This is a genomic window from Legionella nigrisilvae, from assembly GCF_977063395.2.
The window spans coordinates 497016-522500 of the sequence record NZ_CDRUGZ020000038.1 but is presented as its reverse complement, the minus strand read 5'-3'; the positions used below and the strand labels follow the sequence as shown (position 1 = coordinate 522500).

Genomic DNA, 25485 nt, shown 5'->3' with positions numbered 1-25485 from the left:
AAAAAAACACTCTGTAAATTTTTTGTAAAGTTAGGGGGATTATTATGGCAGACCCAAAATTGCATAAGAGATGGCGCAATGACAAAGCTAAATTCTTTAAAACCCCTCTTAGTATAAATATTGAAGCTGCCATTGAAGAAACCCAAAACCGCGCAGCTGAGCTAAACTATAAATTTATTTTGGAAAATCAAAAAATCATTGAAGCTGAATTTCTGGATTTATTTGCAGTATTGCAGAAGCAAAGAAATGAGAGTGATGAAAAAAATAAAGTTTTTTGGTTATATTGTTACTATTGCGCTACTCTGTTAGAACAATTCCATAAAGCCTATTCACAACAAAATAAAGAAGAAGAATATAAGAAATTTAAAGAACAAATAAGAAATTATTTATTGGGAATTAAAGATTCTGCTGAAGAAGAAGAAACATTTTTGGAATCATTAATAAACGGTTTTAAAAATAGTCTTTATAATTTATTGAGTGCTCCAGCTCACAGCTCTAGAATGCGTGAGTATTTGGCATTTATTAATTTGTGCCGTTTGCAATGGGTGTTTACCCGCCTTACCCTAGTATCTGGTTTTTCACTTGCAAAAGAGCTCCATTGGCTTGATAACCTCGATTATTCAATATTGGGTCCAAACACAAATGTAGATCAAGTCATTGGAACACTTAACGCCGCGAATGGGATACTAAGTTATTTTAGTGTTGGTTTGTTTATAGGAACCCTTTTAATCGATACCGCAACGTTGATTAAACATACCTTTTTCCCCGCAAAGGGAGAAGGTAAGAATACTCCTGAAGAAATTTGGGCCCGTTTTAAATATGAGATTTTTAAACGGCACGGAAGTAATGCAAATGATTTGGTTTGGTCCGTAGTTAACTTTATGACCAATCTCAACCACATCACCCACATACCCGATCCTACAGCAGGTATTATTACAGGTATCTTTTTAGGCTTTGATGTCTGTATGACGTTGTATAAATGTTATTTGGCAAGACAAGAATATGTACTTAAAACATCACAATATGAAACGGAAATTAGGACTATTTGCGGAGTAAAGAGCGAATCCCAATTAACCATTCAGCAGCAAGCCCGAGTTAATGTTCTCAAAAAGCAAATTATAGAGGAAGAGATCAAATGGCAAATAAAGGAGCGCACTTTTTATTTTAATGCTTCAGCTGCTGCATTATTGATGATTGGCTTTACAGCATCATTGGCCTTGTCTGGACCTGCAGCACCTGTTGTCTGTTTCTTCATATGCACTATCGCGGTAGCTATGTATCGATCCAGTGGCGCTTTTAATAAATATCAGGAAAAGAGCTTGAGACTGGACCATGCGGTAGGAACTGAACGTGCTTTAGCAGAAAGAGAATTTGAAGCGGCACGTATGGACTTTTATTTCACATTGATAAAAAATACGGTTGTGCCTATTTTTCTAATTACCGCCTGGGCAACTTGTTGGCCTGTAGGACTGGCTTTCACTGTTTTATACTTAGGGTGCGAGTTGTCTCATGCGTATAATCAACACTGCAGTAAAAAAGAAGATCCAGATGCCTTAGAGAAACCCAATTCGGTATGGGAACAAGAATACGACAAACTTCCTTTGCTTACCGTCGATGATTCAGAAGAGAGCTGTTACTGTATGTAGTGATGTTTGAAAGGAAGCGACGCCAAAAAAGCGCTTCCTTATTCTTTGTTTTTTATTGTCAAAGCTTGTTCATACAACTCATTTTTATTGCCATCAGTTATTTTACACGCAAGGCTTACTGCTTGTTTTAGAGGTAATTCACTTAGTAATACCTGCAGCAGTTTTTCATTGTCGTTTTCCAGTGGAGTAATAGGACGAGGAGGGATAAGTAAGACAAACTCACCTTTAACGTGGGCTGAAGCGGATAAAAGCCAATTCTTAACCTCCTCGGTAGTTCCTGAAATAAAACGCTCAAATGTTTTCGTAAGTTCCTTGGCTAAAACTAACTCGCACTCAATCCCAAAAATGGTACCTATATCTTCAATACAGTTTAATATGCGATGGGTTGACTCATAAAAAATTAAAGTATGAGGCTCTGATCTTAAGGATTCTAATTTGCTCTTCCTTGCTTGCTGTTTCGCGGGAAGAAAACCTAGAAACAAAAAAGAATCTGTAGGAATGCCCGCCGCACAAAGAGCAGTGACTAAGGCGCACGCTCCTGGGATAGGAATAACCGGAACTTGATGTTGACGAGCTAATTTTACTAATAGATAACCGGGGTCGCTAATTAATGGAGTCCCCGCATCACTGATTAAGGCTATGGACTTTCCTGATAAAAGTTGTTCAATAATGTGTTTGCTTTTATCATTTTCATTATGCGCATGGAGTGATTCCAGATTATTTTTTATTCCTAAAGAGCTAAGTAATTGTATGGAATGACGGGTATCTTCAGCTAAAATAAAATCAACAGACTTAAGTACCTCTATGGCTCTAAAGGTAATGTCCTCACGATTTCCTATGGGAGTTGCAACGATATAAAGCGTTCCTGTCCCTGTTGCTAGTGAGTTAGTCATAGTTTATCCTCTTGCATTATTGCTCATTCAATTCTTGAAAAACATGTTAATAAAAATTCGCGCTTTTTTTTTACTGACATCTACTTTTTTTCTTTGTCAGTGTACTACCGCCGTGAATCCTCCCGAAATGGCAGCGCCAGTGCCTGCACCAAAGGTAGAGAAAAAAATAGCGAATCCTTATTCTAAACCTACTGCAAATTATCTGACTCAGGCTAAAAATCAAGAAGGAATTGAAAAGCAAGAATCGTTACTCTTGGCTGCAGGGCGTTTGATCTCAGAGGGCCAATGGCGGCAAGGTGCTGCTATTTTAGCACAGACTTCTGAGTTAACACCGGAACTTCGAGATGAAAAAAATCTTTTATTGGCCCAAATTGACCTAATCCGTGATCGACCTAAAACGGCTTTAAATAAATTAGCCAATATTAGCGAAATGAATTCATTTTCTGCATATCAAAAAATTCAGCTTCATGAACTCTTGGCTCAAGCCTACTCCAGAGAAGGAAAACAATTAGAGGCAATTAATGAGCGGATAAAACTTGAAACTTTGTTGGCAGATCAAGAAAGCCTGGATAATAATCGTCGCACCCTTTGGTTAACCCTGACCCGGATGCCACAAACCGAATTAAGCAATTTGGCTACTCAAGCATCAACCCAACCTGTGTTTCAAGGTTGGATTCAACTTGCTTTGATTTCACGCAAGTATCGTGATAATCCAAAGTCTCTGCTGGTTGCTTTAAATCAATGGCAATCTCAGTACAATAATCACCCAGCAGGTACTATTTTACCTAATCCTCTGGACTCGATGGCAAATAAAATGCGTCCTCAACCCAAAAAAGTAGCACTTTTGTTACCTATGAGTGGTGCATTGCAAGGACCAGGAACCGCTGTACGTGATGGGTTTATGGCTGCATATAAAAATAATAACAGTGAATCCTCCATGCAAGTGAAATCTTATGATACCAATAAAGGTGATATTGCCTCTTTGTATCAAAATGCAATTGATGAGGGTGCCGATTACATTGTAGGGCCTTTAACAAAATCTCAAGTAGCTACCGTTGCGGCCTTACCACACCCTGTTCCTACCCTCTTATTAAATGATGCGGATACTAATATTCAGGAAAATTCCTATTCATTTGGGCTTTCACCCGCAAATGAAGCAACCCAGGTAGCCATTAGAGCAAAAAATAAAGGATATAATCGGGCGTTAATTATTGCCCCAGGAAATGATTGGGGAAAAGAGATCACCAAAGCGTTTGAGCAACAATGGCAAAAAGGTGGTGGTCGAATTGTTGGTACGTTACGCTATGGTGCTAGCGATGATTTGAATAAAAAAATGAAAGATTTTTTACAAATCAGTGATAGTCAGCAACGTGAACAAAAATTAAGGGAATTATTAGGACAAAGGATTCAGCCAATTATTAGTCGCAGGCAAGATTTTGATATGGTATTTCTGTTGGCCTATCCCTCAAAAGCGCGTCAAATTATGCCTTTACTGAATTATTATTATGCAGGAGACGTTCCTGTGTATGCTACGGCAAGTGTTTATAGCGGGAGTGCTAATCCACTGAAAGATAAAGATTTGGATGGGATTATTTTTTGTGACATTCCTTGGGTGTTTGCGCATCAGGCAGGTACACGCAATTGGCCTGAACAATTTAACAGTTATAACCGATTGTATGCTTTAGGAATAGACAGTTATACTTTGGCCACCCAATTAAATCAATTAATGCTATTCCCTGCGGATAAGTCACGTAATGGGGAAGGAATTTTATACATGCAGCCGTCTCAACACGTTGCACGTGTGTTGGAATGGGGGCAGTTCAAACAAGGCCTTGTCCATTCCTTAGGTGAGACCGTGTAAGTGATGACTTATGAAAAAGGCCGTATTGCGGAAGAAAAAGCATTAGCTTATTTGAAAAAACAAGGTCTTACTTTAATTATGCAAAATTACACCTGCCGCTTGGGTGAAGTTGATTTAATTATGCGTGATAAAGAACAATTAGTTTTTATAGAAGTACGTTCGCGGGTTTCTACCCAATTTGGTGGTGGGATCGCAAGTGTTACTTATACAAAAAAACAAAAGATACTTAAAGCAGCGACCCATTATCTACTGAAGCATCGAATGTATGATCAATTCGCTCTTCGTTTTGATGTGGTAAGTATTGATGGAGCAACAGCTTCCATTAATTGGATAAAGGATGCGTTTGGTGCAGATTATTAATTAAACATAGCTTGGGTAAGCGAAGAGTTCAGGGTGATGGAAGTGTCCACTCAGGCTACAAAAAATTATGAAGTAGAGGTTTAACATGATGGGACAAATGGAAGATCGAGTAAGACATCTGTTTGGGGTCAATATAGAAACCAAAATAGCACTTGCTGACTCGTTATCTGATTCAATCGCCAGAGCGGGACAACGTTTAGTAAATTGCTTGCTTGCGGATGGAAAAATATTATTGTGTGGAAATGGGGGCTCGAGTGCCAATTGCATGCATTTTGCAAGCGCTATGTTGAACCAATTTGAAGTGGAAAGACCCTCTCTTCCGGTAATTAATTTAAGTACAGATGCGAGCAGTTTAAGCTATTCTGCAAATGATAATCATTATAACCAGGTTTTTGCGCGACAAATTCAGGCGTTAGGGCAAGAAAATGATGTATTACTTTTACTAACTACCTCGGGTAACTCGGACAGTATGTTGCATGCACTGCATGCTGCGAATGAACGAGGAATGGACACCGTAGCTTTAAGTGGAAGGGATGGAGGTGTACTTGCAAATCATTTAGGCCCAGAAGATATTGAGCTTCGCGTTGCTTCAGATAATTCAGCACGAATTAGAGAAATGCACTTGTTCATCTTGCACTGCTTTTGTGATTTAATTGACCAGTCCTTATTTGGTCAGGTGTTGGGGTAAAAAAAAATGAGTTTCAAATTAAAATCAATCGCTTTTCTTTTAGCAACAACCTTACTCACAGGTTGTGTTGCGGCTGTAGTAACTGGAGCAGTGGCTGGAATGGTTTATGATCGCCGTGGTGTCATCACTATGGAGGCTGATGCGCGCTTATTTCATGTTATTCATAAGGCAATAGTTACAAATCGACAGTTTAGTGATTCACGAGTTGTTGTGACGAGTTTTAATCGTTCGGTTTTACTTGTAGGACAAACGCCTACTCCATCTTTACGCGATTTAGCAGAAAAAATAGCCCGAGGTGCTCCTGGTACCCATAGAGTTTATAATGAAATCTCAGTTGGATATCCTTTACCGCTTACAGAACGATCCAAAGACAGTTTGATCACCAGTCAAGTCCGTAGCCGAATGTTAGCCAAAAAGGGACTTGAGTCTGGATCGATTCGTATTGTGACCGAAAATAAAGTAGTTTATCTCATGGGTATCGTTAACCAGCAGCAAGCTGCTCTTGCAGTTGATGCAGCGCGACGCGTTAATGGTGTGGATAAAGTCGTTAAAATTTTCCAATATATTCATTAAATAAAATGTTAAAACAAGGATGTTTTGCCGTATTACTTGCAGGTCTTCTATTTGGTTTATCTAGCTGTGTAGGCGGCTTATGGACTGGCGCTACTATGGTTTACGACAGACATAATGTATATAAAAAACTGGATGATTACAGTTTAAATATTAAGGTGAATAATGCGATAACCGTGGATAACGCCTTCAAAAATAATGAATGCGTGATTGATATTGCCGTGTTCAATGGTGATATTTTAGTGTCTGGCCACGTACCATCAGTAGAAATGAAAAACAAATTGAGTCGCCGGTTAGCTAAGGTAAAAGGTTATAGACGTTTATTTAATCAAGTACAAGTTCGTACTGAAGAATCTAATTTGATGCTAGATAGTTGGATAACCGCGAAAATTCGCGGCCAAATGTTTGCAGATGATTCGATTGATCCTAATGCATTTAAAATTGTTACTTCCGATCAAGTGGTCTATTTGATGGGAGATGTTCATAAAGAACAAGCTGAAAAAGTAGTTAATATGGCACGAGAGACCAGCGACGTTGTACGCGTGGTAAAAATGCTAAAATATTTTACTTATCAAGATAATTCTGTAGGATAATCCTAAAAAAAACGATTGATTCAAGCAGCACATACATCCAACCGCTTTTTTTAGGATGAATGTATATTAATGGAAATTTCCCTTATCAGGTCGTTTACGCATTTTCCTTAAATTAGATTGACGTACTAATCCCGTAGAGCCATTTAACTCTTCTTCTTCCTCATTAAAGCCATTGGTTTGATTACAAGGGTGGGATCTATAGTGTTGTCGATATTCTAGATGATGTTTGTTATGTTTATGATGTAACCCATCGCTATAACGAGCGAGCATTTTTTGTTGCAGACTGGCTGCAGTACGTTGGATCTTATCAGGCATGTTCTTTCCTTTTGCGAGGTTAATAAACACTACTTATTACCCAAGTTGCGATAATAAGTTCCACACTTTAATTATAGACGCTAAAATCGAGTTTAAGGGGACTTCGACAGAAGAAAACCCAATAAGTATATGGAGAAATGAACGTCTTTTGATTTGTTCTGCAATATGGGTTTTTTACTCTTGAGACCCCATCAAAGACGAGTTAGCACATAAGAACAGCCTCTACCCATCCCAGAGGTCAATCGTATCGCTTGATAATATTGGGCCAATAATCAATAAACAATCGCATATGTATAAAATATGGCATTGATTATTCCTGTGGGTTGCTTTATAATTCGCGCGGTGAAACTTAGGTGAATATGTGAACAAACAACTAAGTAAACGCGGAATTGTACGATTATGGCTTATACAGTTAGGCGTTACATTGGTCTTTGCAGCTTTATGTGCACTAGTATATAGTACTAATGCAGCGAGTTCAGCATTGCTTGGTGGTATGGTGTGTATTGTTCCTAATGCGTATTTTGCAAGCAAACTATTTAAGTATCAAGGTGCACGTTCAGCCAGACAGATTGTAAATAGTTTTTATAAAGGCGAAGCATTAAAGATAGTTATATCCATATTCCTATTCACTGCGGTGTTTTTGCTTTTTAAAATCACACCGTTAGCGTTTTTTGCGGCATACATTATGATACAGATGACGCATTGGTTTGCCCCGTTGATTATTGTAAATAAACAGAATAGGCCTGAAAGTGACTGAAATGGTATCTAGCACAAACTACATTAAGCATCATTTAACGTATCTTACTTATAACGTTAGTGATATGAAATTGGGTTCGGGTGGTTTCTGGACATTGAATCTTGACACATTATTTTTCTCTATTGTTTTAGGAATTTTGGCTTGTGGGCTAATGTATTTTGGTGCACGCAAAGTGACTACGGGCATACCCGGTAAATTACAGAACTTTGCGGAAATTATGCTGCAATTTGCAGATAATCAGGTTAAAGATTGCTTCCATGGCAAGAATAACTTAATAGGTCCCTTGGCATTAACCATATTCCTCTGGGTTTTCCTGATGAATTTCATGGACATTTTGCCTGTAGATATATTACCGGCACTGGCTCAAACTGGTGGAATCCATTATCTTAAAGTAGTGCCAACCAACGATTTAAACTTAACTTTTGGATTATCCCTTTCAGTATTTATTCTAATTATTTTTTACAGTATTAAAATAAAAGGTCCCAAAAAGTTCCTCAAAGAATTAACCTTACAACCTTTTAATCACCCTGGATTCATACCTTTTAACCTGCTGCTCGAAGTGGTTGGTCTGGTTGCTAAGCCAATTTCACTAGCACTTCGTTTATTTGGTAACTTATATGCAGGCGAATTAATATTCATATTGATCGCGCTGTTAACCTTAAATGCTGCAACTTCATCAACACTGGGTACTGCGACTTTAGGCTCAGCACAATTTATTTTGGCGCTGGCATGGTCAATATTCCACATATTGGTGATAACATTGCAAGCATTTATTTTCATGGTGCTAACGATTGTTTACCTTAGTTTGGCACACGAAGATCATTAACCGATTTAATTTTCATCCATTGTAAAGGGGATAAATATGCAAGCCGCTAGTTTAATAGCACAAATTCAGAGTATGACCGTTGTTGCGGTTGCCTTGTTAATTGGTTTAGGTGCATTGGGCACAGCGATAGGATTTGGTTTGCTTGGTGGCAAATTCCTTGAAGGCTCAGCTCGTCAACCAGAAATGGTTCCAATGTTACAAGTAAAAATGTTCATCGTTGCAGGTCTGTTAGACGCCGTAACCATGATTGGAGTGGGTATCGCATTGTTCTTTACTTTCGCAAACCCTTTCCTAAGCAACCTGGGTTCTTGATAACACATGATCAGGGCGCCAGGCGCCCTAATTGTTACAGGAGATTAAACGGTGGAAATTAATTTAACATTAATAGTACAAATGCTCGTTTTTGCAGCGTTTGTTTTGTTTACCATGAAGTTAGTATGGCCTCCATTAGCAAAAGCAATGGAAGAGCGACAAGACAAAATTGCCGATGGTTTAGCAGCTGCTGAGCGTGGTCGAAAAGAATTGGAACTGGCACAACATCGTGTAAAAGATGAATTGAAACAAGCTAAAGTTCAATCAGCAGACATCATTGAAAAAGCTAATAAACGTGCTGCGCAAATCATCGAAGAAGCAAAAGAAGCTGCAAAACATGAAGCGCAAATGCAAGTGAAATTGGCACAAGAGCAATTACTGCAACAAGTCAATCATGCTAAAGATGAACTCCGTAAACAGGTTGCAAACTTAGCAATAAGTGGTGCTGAGAAAATTTTGAAGCGCGAAATTGATGCTAAAGCAAATACTGCTTTGTTAGATAACTTGATAGAAGAGATTTAAAATGTCTGATAGTACCACCATAGCCAGACCCTATGCTAAAGCCATATTTGAATATGCTTTAGGGGAAAAAAAATTAGCTGAGTGGTCAGCACATTTGGGAAATCTTGCACAAGCTGTGCTGATGCCTGAAGCGGAGAAGTTTATTGCTAATCCAGGAACAACGGTAGCGCAGCATATCGAGTTGTTGTGTTCAGCAATCAATGTAAAATCAAATGAAAATACGCCATTAAACAATTTAATTACTTTATTGGCTACAAATAAAAGATTGTTATTGCTTCCAGATATCTGTGCACTCTATGAAGCACATCGTGCAGAGCAAGAAAAAACTCTGTGTGTTGATGTTAGCAGTTATTCTGATTTATCAAATGCGCAACAACAGCGCTTAATCGAATCATTAAGTCAGCGCTTACAGCGCAAGGTCTCGTTAAAAATCAGTATTGATCCTTCCTTGCTTGGTGGAGCAATAATTCGAGCGGGCGATTTAGTTATAGATGGTTCAGTTCGTGGCAAGCTTAATAAGCTCAGTACAGAATTGGCCGCATAATTTAGAGGATAGTTTCCATGTCAGAACAAGTAGCGTTAAATCCTTCTGAAATCAGTGAATTAATCAGAAAGAAAATAGAACACTTTAGTGTAGTATCTGAGTCACGTAATGAAGGTACTATTGTCAGTTTGAAAGACGGTGTTGTGAGCTTGCATGGCCTTGAGGATGCAATGGCTGGGGAAATGATTGAATTCCAAGGCGGAATTTTTGGTCTGGCTCTCAACCTTGAAAGAGACTCGGTAGGCGCGGTTGTTCTTGGTGATTATTCTACTTTAGCTGAAGGCCAGAAAGGCAAATGTACTGGACGTATTCTTGAAGTTCCAGTGGGTAAAGGGCTTTTAGGTCGTGTTGTTGATGCATTAGGAAATCCAATTGATGGTAAAGGTCCTATCGATGCATCAGGAATGGCTCCTATTGAAAAAGTTGCTCCTGGCGTTATTGCACGTAAATCTGTAGACCAACCCGTACAAACCGGATTAAAAGCGATTGACGCTATGATCCCCGTTGGTCGTGGACAACGAGAGCTCATTATTGGTGACCGCCAAACAGGGAAAACTGCAATCGCAATTGATGCAATCATTAATCAGAAAGGCACTGGCGTTAAGTGTGTTTATGTAGCAGTAGGCCAAAAAGCTTCATCTGTGGCAGCAATAGTACGTAAACTTGAAGAGCACGGCGCATTAGAGCACACCATTGTAGTCGTTGCGGGTGCGTCTGATTCAGCTGCATTACAATTCATCGCACCTTATGCTGGATGCACCATGGGCGAGTACTTCATGGAGCGCGGTGAAGATGCATTAATTGTATACGATGACTTAACCAAACAGGCATGGGCTTATCGACAAATTTCCTTGTTGTTAAGAAGACCACCTGGTCGTGAAGCATATCCTGGTGATATTTTCTATTTGCACTCACGTTTGTTAGAGCGAGCTGCACGAATTAATGCTGATGAAGTAGAAAAATTAACAAATGGTGAAGTTAAAGGAAAAACAGGATCATTGACTGCATTGCCAATTATTGAGACGCAAGCCGGTGACGTATCTGCATTCGTTCCTACAAACGTTATTTCAATTACCGACGGTCAGATCTTCCTTGATGTTGATTTATTTAACTCAGGCGTAAGACCCGCAATTAACTCCGGTCTTTCTGTATCACGTGTTGGTGGTGCTGCTCAAACCAAAATTATGAAAAAGCTGGGCGGTGGAACACGTTTAGCACTAGCTCAATTCCGTGAATTGGAAGCGTTCTCTCAATTTGCTTCAGATCTAGACGATGCAACGCGTAAGCAGTTAGAGCGCGGTCAGCGAATTACTGAGTTGATGAAACAAAAACAATATTCGCCATTATCTGTTGCAGAAATGGGAACTGCATTGTTTGTTGTTGAAAAAGGTTACTTGGATGATGTACCTGTAAGTGAAGTTGCTGCGTTTGAAGCGTCATTACATGACTATATGCGTTCCTCGCATCCCGATCTACTACAGCTGATCAGTGAAGCGGGTGCTTACGATAATGACATTGAAGCAAAATTGAAAAAAGCTGTAGAGGACTTTAAACGTACAGCAAGTTGGTAAGTCAATTTAAGGCGAAGTGATATTATGGCTGGAGCAAAAGAAATCCGTTCGAAAATTTCGAGTATTAATAAGACTCGAAAAATTACTCGTGCGATGGAAATGGTGGCGGCAAGCAAAATGCGTAAAACTCAGGAACGAATGCGCGCATCCAAACCCTATGCCAGTAAAATCTACAGTGTAGTTAAGCATATTGCTCGTGCACATTCAGAGTACAGACATCCTTTTATGACCCACCGCGAGATTAATCGTGTTGGGCTAATTGTGGTTACCACAGACCGCGGTCTGTGCGGTGGTCTCAACGTAAACTTATTGCGTGAAACCGTACGTACGATGCGTAGCTGGAAAGAGCAAGGCAAAGAGGTTGACATTGCTGTAATTGGCCGTAAGGGACAAGCATTCTTTAAACGAGTAGGAAGCAATGTTCTAGGCTCAAAAGATCATCTAGGTGATACACCGGGCATTAACGACCTAATTGGTGTCGTTAAAGTGATGCTTGATGCGTTTAGTAATGGCACCATTGACGCATTGCATGTTGTATACAACGAGTTTGTTAACACCATGACTCAAAAGCCAGTGGTGAAACAATTACTACCATTGCCAAAATCAGAAGAAGACAGCAATGTAATGGGGCATCATTGGGACTATATTTATGAACCTGATGCTAAGGAATTGCTCGATAATCTTTTAGAACGTTATATCGAATTACAGATTTATCAGGCAGTAGTTGAAAATATTGCTTGTGAACAAGCGGCTAAAATGATTGCAATGAAAAACGCAACGGATAATGCCGGTGATTTGATTAAAGAATTTCAATTGGCTTATAACAAAGCTCGACAAGCTGCTATTACTCAAGAGTTAGCAGAGATTGTCGGTGGCGCAGCCGCTTTATAAGAGGGTATAAAATGAGCTTAGGAACTGTAGTAGAAATTATTGGCGCGGTTGTGGATGTGGAATTCCCCCGTGAGAATGTCCCTAAAATCAATGATGCATTGAAACTTGTTGATGGTGATTTGGTTTTTGAAGTACAGCAACAGCTGGGTGATGGTGTAGTTCGTACTATTGCAATGGGAACAACCGAAGGACTTAAGCGCGGTTTAAAAGCTGAAAATACAGCGAATCCTATTCAAGTGCCTGTTGGCAAAAAAACTCTGGGCCGCATCATGGACGTTTTGGGTCGTCCAGTTGATGACGCAGGTCCAATTGGTGCTGAAGAGCATTGGTCAATTCACCGCAAACCGCCAAGTTATGAAGAGCAAGCTGGAAGTCAGGAATTGCTTGAAACAGGTATTAAAGTTATTGACTTGCTTTGTCCTTTTGCGAAAGGAGGTAAAGTGGGTCTATTCGGTGGTGCCGGTGTGGGTAAAACCGTTAACATGATGGAATTAATCCGAAACATCGCGATTGAGCACAGTGGATACTCAGTATTTGCGGGTGTAGGTGAGCGTACTCGTGAAGGAAATGACTTCTATCATGAAATGAAAGACTCTAATGTATTAGACAAAGTATCCTTGGTTTACGGCCAGATGAATGAGCCCCCAGGTAACCGTTTACGCGTGGCACTAACTGGCTTGACTATGGCTGAAAAATTCCGTGACGAAGGCCGTGACGTGTTGTTATTTATTGACAACATTTATCGTTATACTTTGGCAGGTGTTGAAGTATCAGCACTTTTAGGCCGTATGCCTTCCGCAGTGGGTTACCAACCAACACTTGCTGAAGAAATGGGTATGCTGCAAGAGCGTATCACTTCTACCAAGACTGGTTCTATCACCTCAATTCAAGCGGTATATGTACCTGCGGACGATTTAACTGACCCATCCCCAGCAACTACGTTTGCTCACTTGGATGCTACAGTTGTATTGTCACGTCAAATTGCTGAGTTAGGTATTTATCCTGCAGTAGATCCTTTGGACTCTACTTCTCGACAATTAGATCCATTAATTGTAGGACAAGAACATTACGATACAGCTCGTCGTGTACAACAAACATTACAACGCTATAAAGAATTAAAAGATATTATTGCTATTCTGGGTATGGACGAATTATCTGAAGAAGATAAACGTGTTGTTACTCGTGCGCGTAAAATCCAAAGATTCTTGTCACAACCATTCTTCGTTGCTGAAGTATTTACTGGTTCTCCAGGAAAGTACGTTTCTTTGAAAGATACGATCAAAGGCTTCCAAGGTATTCTCGCGGGTGAATATGATGATTTACCTGAGCAAGCCTTTTATATGGTTGGTAGCATTGAGGAAGCGGTTGCTAAAGCTAAGACCTTGTGAGGTAGGCAAATATGACTAGAACAACGCACTTAGACATTGTTAGTGCTGAACATGAAATATTCTCTGGTGTAGTAGAAATGGTAGTTGCCACCGGAGAATTAGGCGAAATAGGTATTACAGCCGGTCATGCACCTTTGCTTACAGTTCTAAAGCCAGGTGAGGTACGAGTTACCTTGCCTGGTGGTCACCAAGAAATTTACTATGTTCAAGGTGGAATGCTGGAAATACAACCCAACTGTGTGACTGTTCTTGCCGATGTGGTTGAGCGTGCTGATCATCTTGATGAAGCTGCTGTTCTTGCTGCTAAAGCGCAAGCCGAAGCTGCAATGTCAAGCAAAGGCGGTGAAATGGATTATTCCGTAGCTGCTGCAGAATTAGCTCGTGCTGTTGCACAAATTCGAGCTATTCAAAAAGTTAGAAAAATAGTTAAATAGTTATGTAGTTCCAATTTTGTAGCCTCTTTTGTTTTATACTTTTTATTAAAGAGGCTCCAATTCACCATGGTTTTTCTTCTTCATATTCATAAATTGGGAATTTAACCAAATTACATTAATCTTCGATTATCTGTTTTGTTCTCCCCATTCTTTTTTTCAGGCGTTGGAAATTTTTTATTGCCAATTTCTGAATATAAAATAACCTGATTTCTGCCGTTTGCTTTTGCAAAATATAAAGCTTTGTCAGCTGACTCGATTAATTCCTCTGGGGTACGCCCATTATTAGGAAATACAGATATACCGATAGAAATTGTTATTGGACCTACGTGTTGCGCTCCATATTTTATTTGTATTCGCGAAACGGAATGCCTTATGCTCTCAGCACGGGTTTTAATCATATCGGCATTGGTGTCATAAAAGACAATTATAAACTCTTCCCCACCATAACGTGCAGCAATATCCCCTATACGAATATCATCTTGTAACACTTTTCCTAGTTCTTTTAGGGCGGCATCACCCGCATCATGCCCATAAGTGTCATTAATTTTTTTGAAGTGATCTAAATCTAACATCAATACAGCGAGTGGCACTTTAGTGCGCTCTGATTGGTGAATTTGTTTTAAAAGAAAATCCTCTAAATAACGTCGGTTATATAAACCGGTCAAAGGATCACGCATGGATTGATATCGGAGATTCTCCCTTAAACGAACATTAGCAAAGGCTAGTGCAGTTAACTCGGCAAACGCAGTAATTAAAAGACGCTGACTTTCAGAAAATGCAATTGGGGTTTCTTCTACAATTTCTAAGTATAACAAACCATAAATATCATTTTGCGCCATTAATGGCACACAGATGTATGTTGAGTTTTGTTCTTTGGTAATGTTTACGTGATTGCAAATTAATTCATGGTGGTTTGACCGAACATGATGAATTCTCCCCAAACGAAGTGCCCAACATTGTTCGGGAGTGAAAGTAGCTTCTTGAGTATTTGGCTCGCCCCAAGTTGTTGCTAGTTCAAGATAGTTTTTTGAGGGATGCATCACATACAAATAACCACTGGCAAAATGCAACATTCGCTGGCAATATTTGGTCATAACATTACTTAATTCATTTTGAGAGTTGCACGCGAGCATGATATCGCTCATCTCGACAAGCAGCGTAATTTGTTCGTTTTTATCTTGTAGAGCTTGCATTCCGGCGTTGAGTTTTTCATAAGAGTCTTTAAGAGCAAGTTGTTCTTCAAGTTGCTTGGTAATGTTGCGGATAATATGCATTGTGCCACTAATTACGTTTTTTTCATCGCTAATTAAACTGGATGTAATTTCATAGATCACCCGCTTTTTTTGAAGTTCCACCTCAATATTTTTAACAACTTCTTCTCCTTTTAGTGACTCCTTCCATGCCTCGATTAATTTATTTTTTGAGCTCGGACTCTCGGCAAATGCCTCCTCCAAACTCATCCCTACAGAAATAGACTTACCAAATAAACGTTTGAATTCGCGCTGATAAGCTTCATTAAAAATAATGTAGCGGCAATTGTTATCCACGGCTGCTATCATGTCTGTGGCGCTTTCTAGAATACTCCTTAAGCGCGTTTCCACATTTTTTCGGTCGCGTTCTGCCTTGAGGCTTCGGTCAAGCTCTTTGTTGGCCAGGATGAATACTAAAATTAACCCGAATATGCTAACAATACCACCAACTATATTGATTAGGTTTGCCAGTTGGGTATCGGTCAACACCATATCATTTCTTCCCTTGAGCAGGACTAATTCAACCGATTTAATTTCTTGACCTAAGCCCTTAATTTGATTGGAAAGATCAACTTCTTGTCGGAAAAAATCGATACCCTCTTGTGTATTTAACTGATTATTCATCTTTAATTGAATGGTTTGATTTAATTGACTAAGTCGTTGGTTGGTTAAATCTCTAAAACGCGTGACGCGTTCTGCTTGGGAGGGGTTATCCTTGGTTAATTCAAGCAAGTTATCGAAATTTGATTTGAAGCTGGTTTTTATCTTATCCATATTCATTATAAACTGATTATCACCTGAGATAAGATAGCCTCTTTGCTGCGAATTAATGCTGACTATGGCATAGAGTATTTCATCTGTAGTATGAATCACTTCATAAGTATGGGTTACCCAACGGTTCGCTTCGACCAGTTTGTTGGATTGACGATAGGCAAAAATGCCATCCATTATTACGAGTATAAGGGCCGGTATAAAAATAAAATAAAGCAAGACTTTGCTAAATTGAGAATCCGTATTGGCAAATAGCGAGTTCTGACTTTGCTTTTTGCTGTTATTCATATAGGTCAATTCCATTTTCCCCTTTATTCAATTATATATCATTATCAATTAAATTGACCGGGCAGAGAAAATTGTGAATAAAAAAAGATTATGATTTCTTTTAATTTACAACCACTTGATCTTATATTTATTTGTAATACACAAAGTTATCCACAGGATAAAAATGATATGAAAAAAAGCATATTTTAAAATGCATTAAATTTCAATGACTTATAAATTTGCTCCCCATAATTATGAACGTACACACAAAGTTATTCACAATTTATAAGCTCTTTCTATATATGCACTAACCAGAGTTTGATAAAATTACTTTCCAATAGAGCATCACGATGGTTAAATAGTAATTATTAATCCCATGAATAAAAAAACAATGAATGAAGTAACAGAACGCAAAGCATTAACTGAATTTACAGAAAAGGCTTACCTAGACTATTCAATGTATGTCATATTGGATAGGGCCTTACCCCATATTGCAGACGGATTAAAGCCTGTTCAACGACGTATTATTTATGCGATGTCTGAACTGGGTTTGAAGGCAACTGCCAAATATAAAAAATCAGCGCGTACGGTCGGGGATGTGCTAGGTAAGTTTCATCCTCATGGTGATAGTGCCTGTTATGAAGCCATGGTACTCATGGCCCAACCCTTTTCGTACCGTTACCCCTTTGTGGATGGTCAAGGCAACTGGGGATCCCCTGATGATCCAAAATCATTTGCCGCCATGCGTTATACGGAAGCTCGCTTATCGCCTTATGCGGAAATTTTACTTTCAGAGTTATTACAAGGTACTGTGGATTGGACTGATAATTTTGATGGAACTTTACAAGAACCCTCATTATTACCAGCACGCTTACCTAATATATTATTGAATGGTGCAACCGGAATTGCTGTGGGGATGGCTTCAGATATTCTGCCCCATAACTTGACCGAAGTGGCTAATGCCTGCATCCATCTTTTGGATAATCCTCAAGCCGATTTAAACGCAATCAGTCAATATATCAAGGGTCCAGATTTTCCAACAGAAGCTGAAATAATAACTCCGCCCGAAGCCATAGCGAACATGTATGAGACAGGTAATGGTTCAATTAAAATGCGGGCTGTTTATAGTCAGGAAAAGCAAAATATTGTCATCACTGCGTTACCCTATCAGGTATCGGGTGCGAAAGTAATCGAGCAAATTGCGTTACAGATGCAACAGAAAAAACTTCCTATGGTTGAGGATTTACGTGATGAGTCCGATCATGAACATCCTACGCGACTAGTTATTATCCCGCGTTCAAATCGAGTCGATGCCGAAGGATTGATGTCTCATTTATTTGCAACCACAGATTTGGAACGCAGTTATCGAGTTAATTTTAATATGATAGGACTCGATGGCAGACCCAGGGTAAAAAATTTACTAGATATCCTGAGCGAATGGTTGGCATATCGATTAACCGTAGTGAGACGACGTTTGGAGTATCGTTTGGCAAAAGTGCTCGATCGCATACATGTGCTTGAAGGCTTACTAATTGCTTATCTAAATATCGATGAAGTTATTGCCATCATTCGTGAACATGAGCAGCCTAAACAAGGATTAATGGCTCGTTTTAATCTTAGTGATCGTCAGGCTGAAGCGATTTTAGAGATGAAGTTGCGTCATTTAGCAAAGCTGGAAGAGATAAAAATACGCGGTGAGCTGAATGAACTTTGTGCTGAACGCGATTATCTGCAAAACATCCTAGCCTCAGAGCAACGATTAAAAACCTTGATTAAAGAAGAGATTATTAGAGACAGAGATGAGTTTGGTGATGCGCGGCGTTCACCAATTATAGTACGCCAAGAATCACAAGCATTAAAAGAAGAGGACATCTTACCTAATGAGCCCATTACAGTAGTGCTCTCTAAAAAAGGTTGGATAAGAGCAGCTAAAGGTTATGATGTAATCGGAAGTGAGCTGAGTTATAAAGCGGGGGATGAGTTTAAGGCTCAAGCCATGGGGCGCTCAAATCAACAAATCCTCTTTTTCGATAGCGAGGGCAAAGTTTATTCTTTGCCGGGTCATGTTTTGCCCTCGGCTCGAGGGCAGGGTGAGCCTTTGACCGGGAAGCTTAATCCTGCTGAAGGTGCCCTGTTTGAAGCGGTAGTTGGTGGCGAAGCGGAACAGTTGGTGTTATTAGCTTGTGATGCGGGATACGGGTTTATTGCTAAGATAGGCGATCTCTATGTGAAAAATCGCAACGGCAAAGCCTGTATTAAATTACCGGCATCCAGCCATATTTTGCCACCGCGCGTCTTACCTAAACATGATGAGTTGTTTGTTGCCTGTGCCACAAGTGTTGGCCGCTTACTAATTTTTTCTGCAAAAGAGGTACCTGAGTTATCTCGAGGAAAAGGAAATAAATTAATTAGTATTCCTACTGCTAAAGCATTATCACGGGAAGAGTATGTTATTGATTTGCAAGTGCTCTCTGCAGCGGACTCACTCACCGTGCATGCGGGTAAGCGTCATTTTACATTGAAAGGTGCCGATCTGGAACATTATAAAGGAGAGCGCGGACGACGAGGTAATCGCTTGCCACGTGGTTTGCAAAATGTGACTCACCTGCAAGTCAATACTTCAGAATAATTCTGAATTGAATTATAACCTGGGCCAAAACCCAGGTTATAAGCGCCAAAAAATATCCCGAATTCAGCGGGCTGCACCAAGCTATGAATTCCTAATGACAGGGACCCCATCGTTTAACCCAGGATTTACTCCAATGATCTATTAAATAATTCATAGGAGTGATAAAGTGCTTGAAGTAATAAGCTCAAGTCATTTCCAATAATGGAAAATAGTTTAGATAGGGAAATCTGAGTACCCATGTTAAAAATTTTTACCTTTGTTGCATGCCTGTTACTAAGCTCTTGTTTTATGGTTGGCCCTAATTATAAGGAGCCGATAAAACCAGTTGCTGCTCATTGGCCAAAAAAGGATGCAACGGTAAGAGAGGCCCCTTTTACCACCACGAAATGGTGGCAAGTTTTTAATGATCCCGTGCTGACCTCCTTAATTTGTCAAGGGTATCATAACAATTTGACCCTCCAAAGCGCTGGAGTAAGAGTTTTACAAACCCGAGCACTATTAGCCCAATCGGTAGGTCAGCTATATCCGCAGCAACAGGCAGCTATTGGTAACTTCACCTATTATGAAATTGGTGGGGGTGAGCTGCAAACGGTTTTGCCCTCATCTTTTGAAACCCTATCATTAGGTTTTTCTGCGAATTGGGAAATTGATTTTTGGGGTAAATATCGAAGAGCAATTCAAGCCAATGATGCTACATTTTTATCTTCGGTTGCTGCCTATGATAACGCCTTGGTCACGCTTACTGCAGATATTGCCAGTACCTACATCCAAATTCGTACTTATGAGAAACAAATCCAGGTAACGAAAGCGAACATCAGGGTCCAAAGAGAAGGATTAAAGATAGCTCGTGCTCGATATAATGCAGGCCAAACCAACCTCATTGATGTGGAACAAGCACAGACCGAGCTTTCACAAACTGAAGCCTCTCTGCCGTCTCTGGTAAATAATTTAGAACAACAAAAAAATGCCTTGGCCCTTTTATTAGGTACGGTGCCTAACGGTGTTGATGGGGCACTGAGAAAAAGTAAAGGAATTCCCAAAGCGCCTTCAACTGTAGCTGTTGGAATTCCTATCGAAACCTTGGCACGACGCCCAGACATTTATCAAGCGCGTATGGATGCCATTGCACAATCGGCTAAAATAGGCGCTACAAAAGCAAATCTTTTTCCATCCTTTGCCTTAAATGGAACATTTGTTTTTTCTTCTAATAATATTGGTCAAAATTCATTGTCAGATATATTTCAATGGGCGAATCATTCCGTTACAGCGGGCCCGACTTTTAGCTGGCCAATACTCAATTACGGACAAATTACTAACGCAGTTCGCGCCCAAGATGCTGTGTTCCAGCAGTCTTTATTAAGCTACGTCAATTTGGTGCTGAAAGCACAGCAAGAAGTTCAAAATAGTATTATTTCCTATATTGAAGCTAAAAAAGCAGAACATGCGTTAATCAAAGCAAATAATGCTGCGATTAAAACATTACGACTGGCAATAATACGCTATGTTGATGGTGAAGTAGACTTCACCCCGGTTTTAAATGCTGAGCAACAACAATTAAGCGTACAGACCTCGCTTGTTAATGCCCAGGCAAATATTCCACTGGCGTTGGTTTCTCTTTATCGTGCGCTGGGTGGGGGTTGGCAAATTCGCGGTGCGAATGATGTGGTGCCCCAACAAATAAAAGCTGAAATGGCAGCACGCACGAACTGGGGTACTTTGCTTAAACAGCAAAATCATGAGCCGCCGCGGTCGAAGAAAGATGAAATAAAACAACTTTATTTACCTAAATGGTAAAGGATTAAACGATGTACCGAAACGCAGCAAACAAAAAGTCTCTCTCCTCATATCGGCAGAGGGATGTTGGGGTGAGGGTATTTTAAGGGAACATTAGGAAATTAAATAAAATGGTATCGGGTATGAACTTTAACAGAGATTCAAAGTCAGTCAAAATTGCCGGGATAGTTGTTGCTATTTTACTTCTTATTTATTTGATTTCACATTTTTTTGGCAAAACCAATGCGCCGACCATCCCGGTACCTGCCGTTGTCGTGCAAAAACCCATCATTGCTGAAATGGCAGAATATGTGACCCAAACAGGGAGTACCGTAGCTTATAACTCGGTCAATTTGGTTGCACGTGTCGAAGGTTATCTTGATTCAATCGAGTTTGTAGATGGTACGTTTGTAAAAAAAGGCAAAGAGCTCTTTGTCATTCAGCCCGAGCCTTATTTTGAAAAACTTAGGGCTGCGAAAGCGACTGTTGCTGCAGCAAAAGCATCACTTATATACAACAAATCCGAATATGCACGCCAACAGCGTATGTACAAAGAGCATGCCACTTCGCTAAATGAAGTTGAAAAATGGTACGCCAAAACTCTCGAGATTGCTGCAGAATTGGATAAATCAGAAGCTGATGAAGTAAATGCGGCCATTAATTATAGTTATACTCATATTTCGGCTCCATTTGATGGACGTATTGGTCGGCATTTGGTGGATATAGGTAACCTTGTGGGACATGGAGAAGCCACTAATTTAGCCACCATTGAGCAGATAAATCCCATCTATGTTTACTTTAATCTGAATGAGATTGATTTAATCAACTTACGCGCGGCGGCTCGCGCACGTGGGTTTAAACCGGAAGATATTAATAAAATTCCAGTAGAAGTAAGCTTACAAAATGATCCTAAAACGAAGTATAAGGCAACGCTCGATTTTGTTAATACCGGTCTTAACGCGTCTACAGGAACTATGGAGCTTCGCGCTGTTTTACAAAATAAAGAGTACATTTTTGTTCCTGGCCTTTTTGTGCAAGTGCGAGTTGCAATCTCCAGACCTAAAAAACAATTAACTGTGCCGGACACTGCAATCCTTTATGACCAAATCGGCTCTTATATATTGACTGTGGATGAGAACAATGTTGTGGTCACGAAAAGGGTCAAATTAGGTAGTGTAGAAGAGGGAATGCGGGCGGTTGCAACGGGACTTACCGCTCAAGACAGAGTAATTATTGAAGGCCTGCAAAATGCGACTCCTGGTAATAAGGTTGAGCCACGTGAGAAGACAACACCACCAAAAAATAATGGGGAAGCCAAGCATTAATTGTGTCAGGCATGCGTTGTTCGAAGGAATTGTTACAACAAGTGAGAAAACGGCAGAATGATTTCTAAATTTTTTATTGAGCGGCCTATATTGGCAAACGTTATCGCACTACTCATAGTGCTATTGGGCGCGGTAGCTGTATTTATATTACCCGTATCTCAATATCCTGCCATAGTCCCACCCACCATACAGGTAACCACCACCTACCCTGGAGCGGATGCGAAAACACTCATCAAAACAGTAGCTCTGCCTATTGAACAACAAGTGAATGGTGTGGAAAACATGTTGTATATGCAATCCAACAGCACGAATAATGGTACCTATACTTTGATTGTTACTTTTGCAATCGGCACGGACCTTAATTTTGCCCAAGTATTGGTGCAAAACCGGGTCCAATCTGCCATGGCTCAGCTGCCTGAATCAGTGCAAAAACAAGGGGTTTTGGTCCAACAAAAATCAACGGCAATTCTGCAATTTATTACCCTAACCTCCAAAAATAATGAATACGATGGACTATTTCTGGATAATTATGCTGCAATTAATATGCAAGATGAGTTGTCGCGTTTGCCTGGGGTAGGAAATGTGCTTATTTTTGGAACCGGGACATATGCGATGCGTGTTTGGCTTGATCCCAAAAAAATGTTGGCTTACTCCCTAAATCCAAGTGATGTTCTGCAAGCCATTAGTCATCAAAACCAGGAAGTTTCTTCCGGGCAAATTGGTGCGCCACCTACCAGCAGTAAAGCCTCATATCAATTTACAGTGAATGTTCCGGGACAACTTGCTGATGTCGATCAATTTGCCAATATTATTGTGAAAACAATCGCACAACAGTCCAATCAAACGGCTAATCAAAGTAGTAGCGCTCAAATTGTACGTATTCGCGATGTGGGTCGTGTAGAGCTTGGGTCTAACAGCTACAATCAGATCGCGAAACTGAACAACAAGCCGGCGGCGGCAATTGGTATTTACCAGCTTCCTGGAGCCAATGCACTGCAAGTGGCAACAGAAGTACGTAAAGCCGTTGAGAAAATGGCAAAAAAATTTCCACCAGGGATGGAATATTCAATCCCGTTTGATACAACCGTTTTCGTGAAGGCTTCCGTAGACGAAGTATATAAAACCTTGTTCGAAGCGGGCATTTTGGTTCTGGTTGTTATTCTGCTTTTCTTACAAAATGCACGTGCCACTTTAGTTCCTACAACTACGGTACCGGTAACCATCATTGGCGCGTTTTTCGCGATGTTGGCCTTAGGTTATTCCGTTAACTTATTGACATTATTTGCGTTGGTCTTAGCAATTGGGATTGTGGTTGACGATGCGATTGTAATTGTTGAAGGCGTAACCCAACATATTGAAAGAGGGACGCCACCCAAACAATCAGCAATTAATGCGATGGCCGAATTAATGGGTCCCATTATTGGTATTACGCTGGTATTAATGGCGGTATTCGTTCCGGCAGGTTTTATGCCTGGCTTGACTGGAGCGATGTACGCCCAGTTCGCTTTGGTTATCGCCGCAACCGCGTTCATTAGTGCGATTAACGCTATGACCTTAAAGCCCACACAGTGTGCTTTATGGCTCAGGCCCATTGATCCGCAAAGAAAGAAAAATATTGTTTTTCGTTTATTTGATAAGTATTACTACCCTATTGAAAATACCTATCTCAGATTCATTGACAGACTGGTCCATAATAATAAATCAGTTTGTCTCATTGGCCTTGCTTTGGTGCTATTGGCAATTCTAGGCCTTAGCCGTATACCCACTGGGTTTATTCCCCTTGAAGACCAGGGTTATGCCATGATGAACGTGCAGCTTCCAGATGGTGCCAGTTTAGGTCGCACGGAAGCCTTATTGCGTGATTTGAGCGACCAAGTATCTAAAATCGATGGAATTGCCAATGTGATCACCATTGATGGGATCTCGCTATTAGATAGCAGCTCGAGCCTTGCCAATGGTGGAGTTTTGTATGTGATGTTCAAGGATTGGAGTGTTCGAGGTAAAAAAGAGGATTTGCTGTCGATGTATAAAGCGCTTAATGCCATCGCGGAAAAGACCCTTGGCGCTAAAATTTTAGTTATGATTCCTCCACCCATTCAAGGTTTAGGAACTTCGGGTGGTTTTCAGATGCAAGTGGAGTTGCAAGATGGATCATTCGATTATCAAAAATTGCAAACGGCTACCGATCAGTTGATTCGCTACGCAAGTCAGCAACCTGAGTTACAAAGGATGATGACCTCTTTCCGTGCTTCAGTCCCTCAGCTTGCTGCGCCAATCAATCGTATCAAAGCAGAAGCTTTGGGCGTTTCTGTGGGCGATGCATCGGATACCTTACAAACCTATCTTGGCTCCTCTTATGTGAATTTATTCTCAAAATTCGGACAGGTGTTTCAGGTTTATGTTCAGGCAGATGCAGATTCTCGCATGACGGTTGGCGATGTTCGTAATTATTACGTTAGAAATAAATCCGGTGAAATGGTGCCATTGGGAACCCTGACTGATATGTCACCTACCGTGGGACCGTCCATCATTTCTCTTTATAATTTATACCCTTCCAGTAATATTTATGGGGCTGCGGCACAAGGATATAGTTCGGGCCAAGCCATGCAAGTGATGGAGCGCTTAGCGAAGCAAGTTTTGCCAGCAGGTGTTTCTTATGAGTGGACGAGTACTGCCTATCAGGAAAAAATTGCCGGAAATATGAGTTATTATATCTTTATTTTGTCACTGGTTTTAGTCTATCTGATTCTTGCCGGTCAATACGAAGACTGGATCGCTCCTGCTGCAATTCTATTAAGCGTTCCCTTAGCCCTAATTGGAACGGTTCTCGCTTTGTCCGCTTTGGGTCTTTCTAATAATATGTATACCCAAATTGGGATATTGCTGCTGATCGCTTTGGCTGCAAAGAACGCCATTTTAATTGTTGAAGTAGCAAGAGAACAGCATGAGCTTCATAATAAATCGATTATGGAAGCTGCTGTAATTGGTGCTAAAACCCGTTTTCGCCCTATTTTAATGACTTCTTTTGCCTTTATTCTGGGAGTGATGCCTTTAGTATTTGCAACAGGTGCTGGGGCTAATGCACGGAAGTCCATTGGCATTGCGGTATGCAGTGGGATGTTGGCATCGACTTGCCTCGCTGTAGTTTTTGTCCCTGCCTTTTTTGTGATGCTGCAAACCTGGCACGAGAAAAGAAAAGCGAAGAAAAATGTTCACCCGCAAGGTTTGGAAAAAGAAGTTGAACTTTAGCCATCCTAAGTATTAGGAGTATTGGCCATTCAATTCTACTCCTCGTACGA

Annotated in this window: 22 protein-coding genes; 19 read left to right on the top strand and 3 right to left on the bottom strand. The window is 40.3% G+C overall.

All coding sequences use genetic code 11. The features are described from left to right. The first annotated feature begins 44 nt into the window (after positions 1 to 44). Positions 45 to 1646: a hypothetical protein gene (locus ACWTE2_RS24655; protein ID WP_454784832.1), complete on the top strand. Its 1602-nt coding sequence runs from the start codon at positions 45 to 47 to the stop codon at positions 1644 to 1646. 38 nt (positions 1647 to 1684) lie between these two features. Here the strand turns inward: ACWTE2_RS24655 and rsmI are convergent, their stop codons facing one another. After that, entirely contained in the window at positions 1685 to 2539 is an 855-nt protein-coding gene (rsmI, locus tag ACWTE2_RS24650) for a 16S rRNA (cytidine(1402)-2'-O)-methyltransferase (protein WP_454784831.1), read from the bottom strand. A 43-nt stretch (positions 2540 to 2582) separates the two neighbouring features. Here rsmI and ACWTE2_RS24645 point away from each other — a divergent pair, with 43 nt between their 5' ends. The 5 genes from ACWTE2_RS24645 to ACWTE2_RS24625 all read left to right on the top strand — a co-directional run bounded on the left by ACWTE2_RS24645 (position 2583) and on the right by ACWTE2_RS24625 (position 6611). Next, the gene (locus tag ACWTE2_RS24645) at positions 2583 to 4400 is read left to right on the top strand and encodes a penicillin-binding protein activator (protein WP_454784830.1); all 1818 of its coding nucleotides are present in this window, start codon (positions 2583 to 2585) and stop codon (positions 4398 to 4400) included. A 3-nt stretch (positions 4401 to 4403) separates the two neighbouring features. Then, on the top strand, positions 4404 to 4760 hold the full coding sequence (locus ACWTE2_RS24640; protein WP_454784829.1) for a YraN family protein: 357 nt from the start codon (positions 4404 to 4406) through the stop codon (positions 4758 to 4760). Between the two features lie 88 nt (positions 4761 to 4848). After that, positions 4849 to 5448, top strand: coding sequence for a D-sedoheptulose-7-phosphate isomerase (locus ACWTE2_RS24635; protein ID WP_454785023.1), 600 nt, complete (start codon positions 4849 to 4851; stop codon positions 5446 to 5448). Between the two features lie 6 nt (positions 5449 to 5454). Further along, positions 5455 to 6021: a BON domain-containing protein gene (locus ACWTE2_RS24630; protein ID WP_454784828.1), complete on the top strand. Its 567-nt coding sequence runs from the start codon at positions 5455 to 5457 to the stop codon at positions 6019 to 6021. A 5-nt stretch (positions 6022 to 6026) separates the two neighbouring features. Next, positions 6027 to 6611 (top strand): BON domain-containing protein, encoded by a 585-nt coding sequence (locus ACWTE2_RS24625; RefSeq protein WP_454784827.1) that lies wholly within the window; start codon positions 6027 to 6029, stop codon positions 6609 to 6611. A gap of 66 nt (positions 6612 to 6677) precedes the next feature. On the opposite strand, the gene ACWTE2_RS24620 is transcribed toward ACWTE2_RS24625, so the two are convergent. Further along, positions 6678 to 6926, bottom strand: coding sequence for a hypothetical protein (locus ACWTE2_RS24620; protein WP_182392113.1), 249 nt, complete (start codon positions 6924 to 6926; stop codon positions 6678 to 6680). A gap of 361 nt (positions 6927 to 7287) precedes the next feature. Between ACWTE2_RS24620 and ACWTE2_RS24615 the strand changes: the two genes are divergently transcribed. From ACWTE2_RS24615 to ACWTE2_RS24575, 9 genes are read left to right on the top strand one after another with little or no spacing between them, the layout of a single operon-like run. Next, positions 7288 to 7683: an ATP synthase subunit I gene (locus ACWTE2_RS24615; protein ID WP_454784826.1), complete on the top strand. Its 396-nt coding sequence runs from the start codon at positions 7288 to 7290 to the stop codon at positions 7681 to 7683. Position 7684: 1 nt separating this feature from the next. Beyond that, positions 7685 to 8509: a F0F1 ATP synthase subunit A gene (gene atpB / locus ACWTE2_RS24610; RefSeq protein WP_454784825.1), complete on the top strand. Its 825-nt coding sequence runs from the start codon at positions 7685 to 7687 to the stop codon at positions 8507 to 8509. Positions 8510 to 8545: 36 nt separating this feature from the next. Further along, on the top strand, positions 8546 to 8821 hold the full coding sequence (gene atpE / locus ACWTE2_RS24605; protein ID WP_010655291.1) for a F0F1 ATP synthase subunit C: 276 nt from the start codon (positions 8546 to 8548) through the stop codon (positions 8819 to 8821). A 51-nt stretch (positions 8822 to 8872) separates the two neighbouring features. After that, the gene (locus ACWTE2_RS24600) at positions 8873 to 9343 is read left to right on the top strand and encodes a F0F1 ATP synthase subunit B (RefSeq protein WP_182392110.1); all 471 of its coding nucleotides are present in this window, start codon (positions 8873 to 8875) and stop codon (positions 9341 to 9343) included. Between the two features lies 1 nt (position 9344). Beyond that, positions 9345 to 9887, top strand: a complete 543-nt coding sequence (locus ACWTE2_RS24595; RefSeq protein WP_454784824.1) for a F0F1 ATP synthase subunit delta — start codon at positions 9345 to 9347, stop codon at positions 9885 to 9887. A 17-nt stretch (positions 9888 to 9904) separates the two neighbouring features. Further along, positions 9905 to 11458 (top strand): F0F1 ATP synthase subunit alpha, encoded by a 1554-nt coding sequence (atpA, locus tag ACWTE2_RS24590; RefSeq protein WP_182392108.1) that lies wholly within the window; start codon positions 9905 to 9907, stop codon positions 11456 to 11458. Positions 11459 to 11482: 24 nt separating this feature from the next. After that, positions 11483 to 12349 carry a F0F1 ATP synthase subunit gamma gene (gene atpG, locus ACWTE2_RS24585; RefSeq protein ID WP_182392107.1) on the top strand — a complete coding sequence of 289 codons (867 nt, stop codon included), beginning with the start codon at positions 11483 to 11485 and terminating at the stop codon, positions 12347 to 12349. An 11-nt stretch (positions 12350 to 12360) separates the two neighbouring features. Next, positions 12361 to 13737, top strand: coding sequence for a F0F1 ATP synthase subunit beta (atpD, locus tag ACWTE2_RS24580; protein ID WP_182392106.1), 1377 nt, complete (start codon positions 12361 to 12363; stop codon positions 13735 to 13737). 11 nt (positions 13738 to 13748) lie between these two features. Further along, entirely contained in the window at positions 13749 to 14171 is a 423-nt protein-coding gene (locus tag ACWTE2_RS24575) for a F0F1 ATP synthase subunit epsilon (RefSeq protein ID WP_182392105.1), read from the top strand. Positions 14172 to 14281: 110 nt separating this feature from the next. Here ACWTE2_RS24575 and ACWTE2_RS24570 read toward each other — a convergent pair whose 3' ends face one another. Continuing rightward, on the bottom strand, positions 14282 to 16480 hold the full coding sequence (locus ACWTE2_RS24570; protein WP_454784823.1) for a sensor domain-containing diguanylate cyclase: 2199 nt from the start codon (positions 16478 to 16480) through the stop codon (positions 14282 to 14284). 355 nt (positions 16481 to 16835) lie between these two features. Between ACWTE2_RS24570 and parC the strand changes: the two genes are divergently transcribed. The 4 genes from parC to ACWTE2_RS24550 all read left to right on the top strand — a co-directional run bounded on the left by parC (position 16836) and on the right by ACWTE2_RS24550 (position 25435). After that, positions 16836 to 19088 (top strand): DNA topoisomerase IV subunit A, encoded by a 2253-nt coding sequence (gene parC / locus ACWTE2_RS24565; RefSeq protein ID WP_454784822.1) that lies wholly within the window; start codon positions 16836 to 16838, stop codon positions 19086 to 19088. A 237-nt stretch (positions 19089 to 19325) separates the two neighbouring features. Beyond that, positions 19326 to 20882 (top strand): efflux transporter outer membrane subunit, encoded by a 1557-nt coding sequence (locus ACWTE2_RS24560; RefSeq protein WP_454784821.1) that lies wholly within the window; start codon positions 19326 to 19328, stop codon positions 20880 to 20882. Between the two features lie 122 nt (positions 20883 to 21004). Further along, positions 21005 to 22186 (top strand): efflux RND transporter periplasmic adaptor subunit, encoded by a 1182-nt coding sequence (locus tag ACWTE2_RS24555; protein ID WP_255464274.1) that lies wholly within the window; start codon positions 21005 to 21007, stop codon positions 22184 to 22186. 57 nt (positions 22187 to 22243) lie between these two features. Then, the gene (locus ACWTE2_RS24550; protein WP_454784820.1) at positions 22244 to 25435 is read left to right on the top strand and encodes an efflux RND transporter permease subunit; all 3192 of its coding nucleotides are present in this window, start codon (positions 22244 to 22246) and stop codon (positions 25433 to 25435) included. Positions 25436 to 25485: the final 50 nt, after the last annotated feature.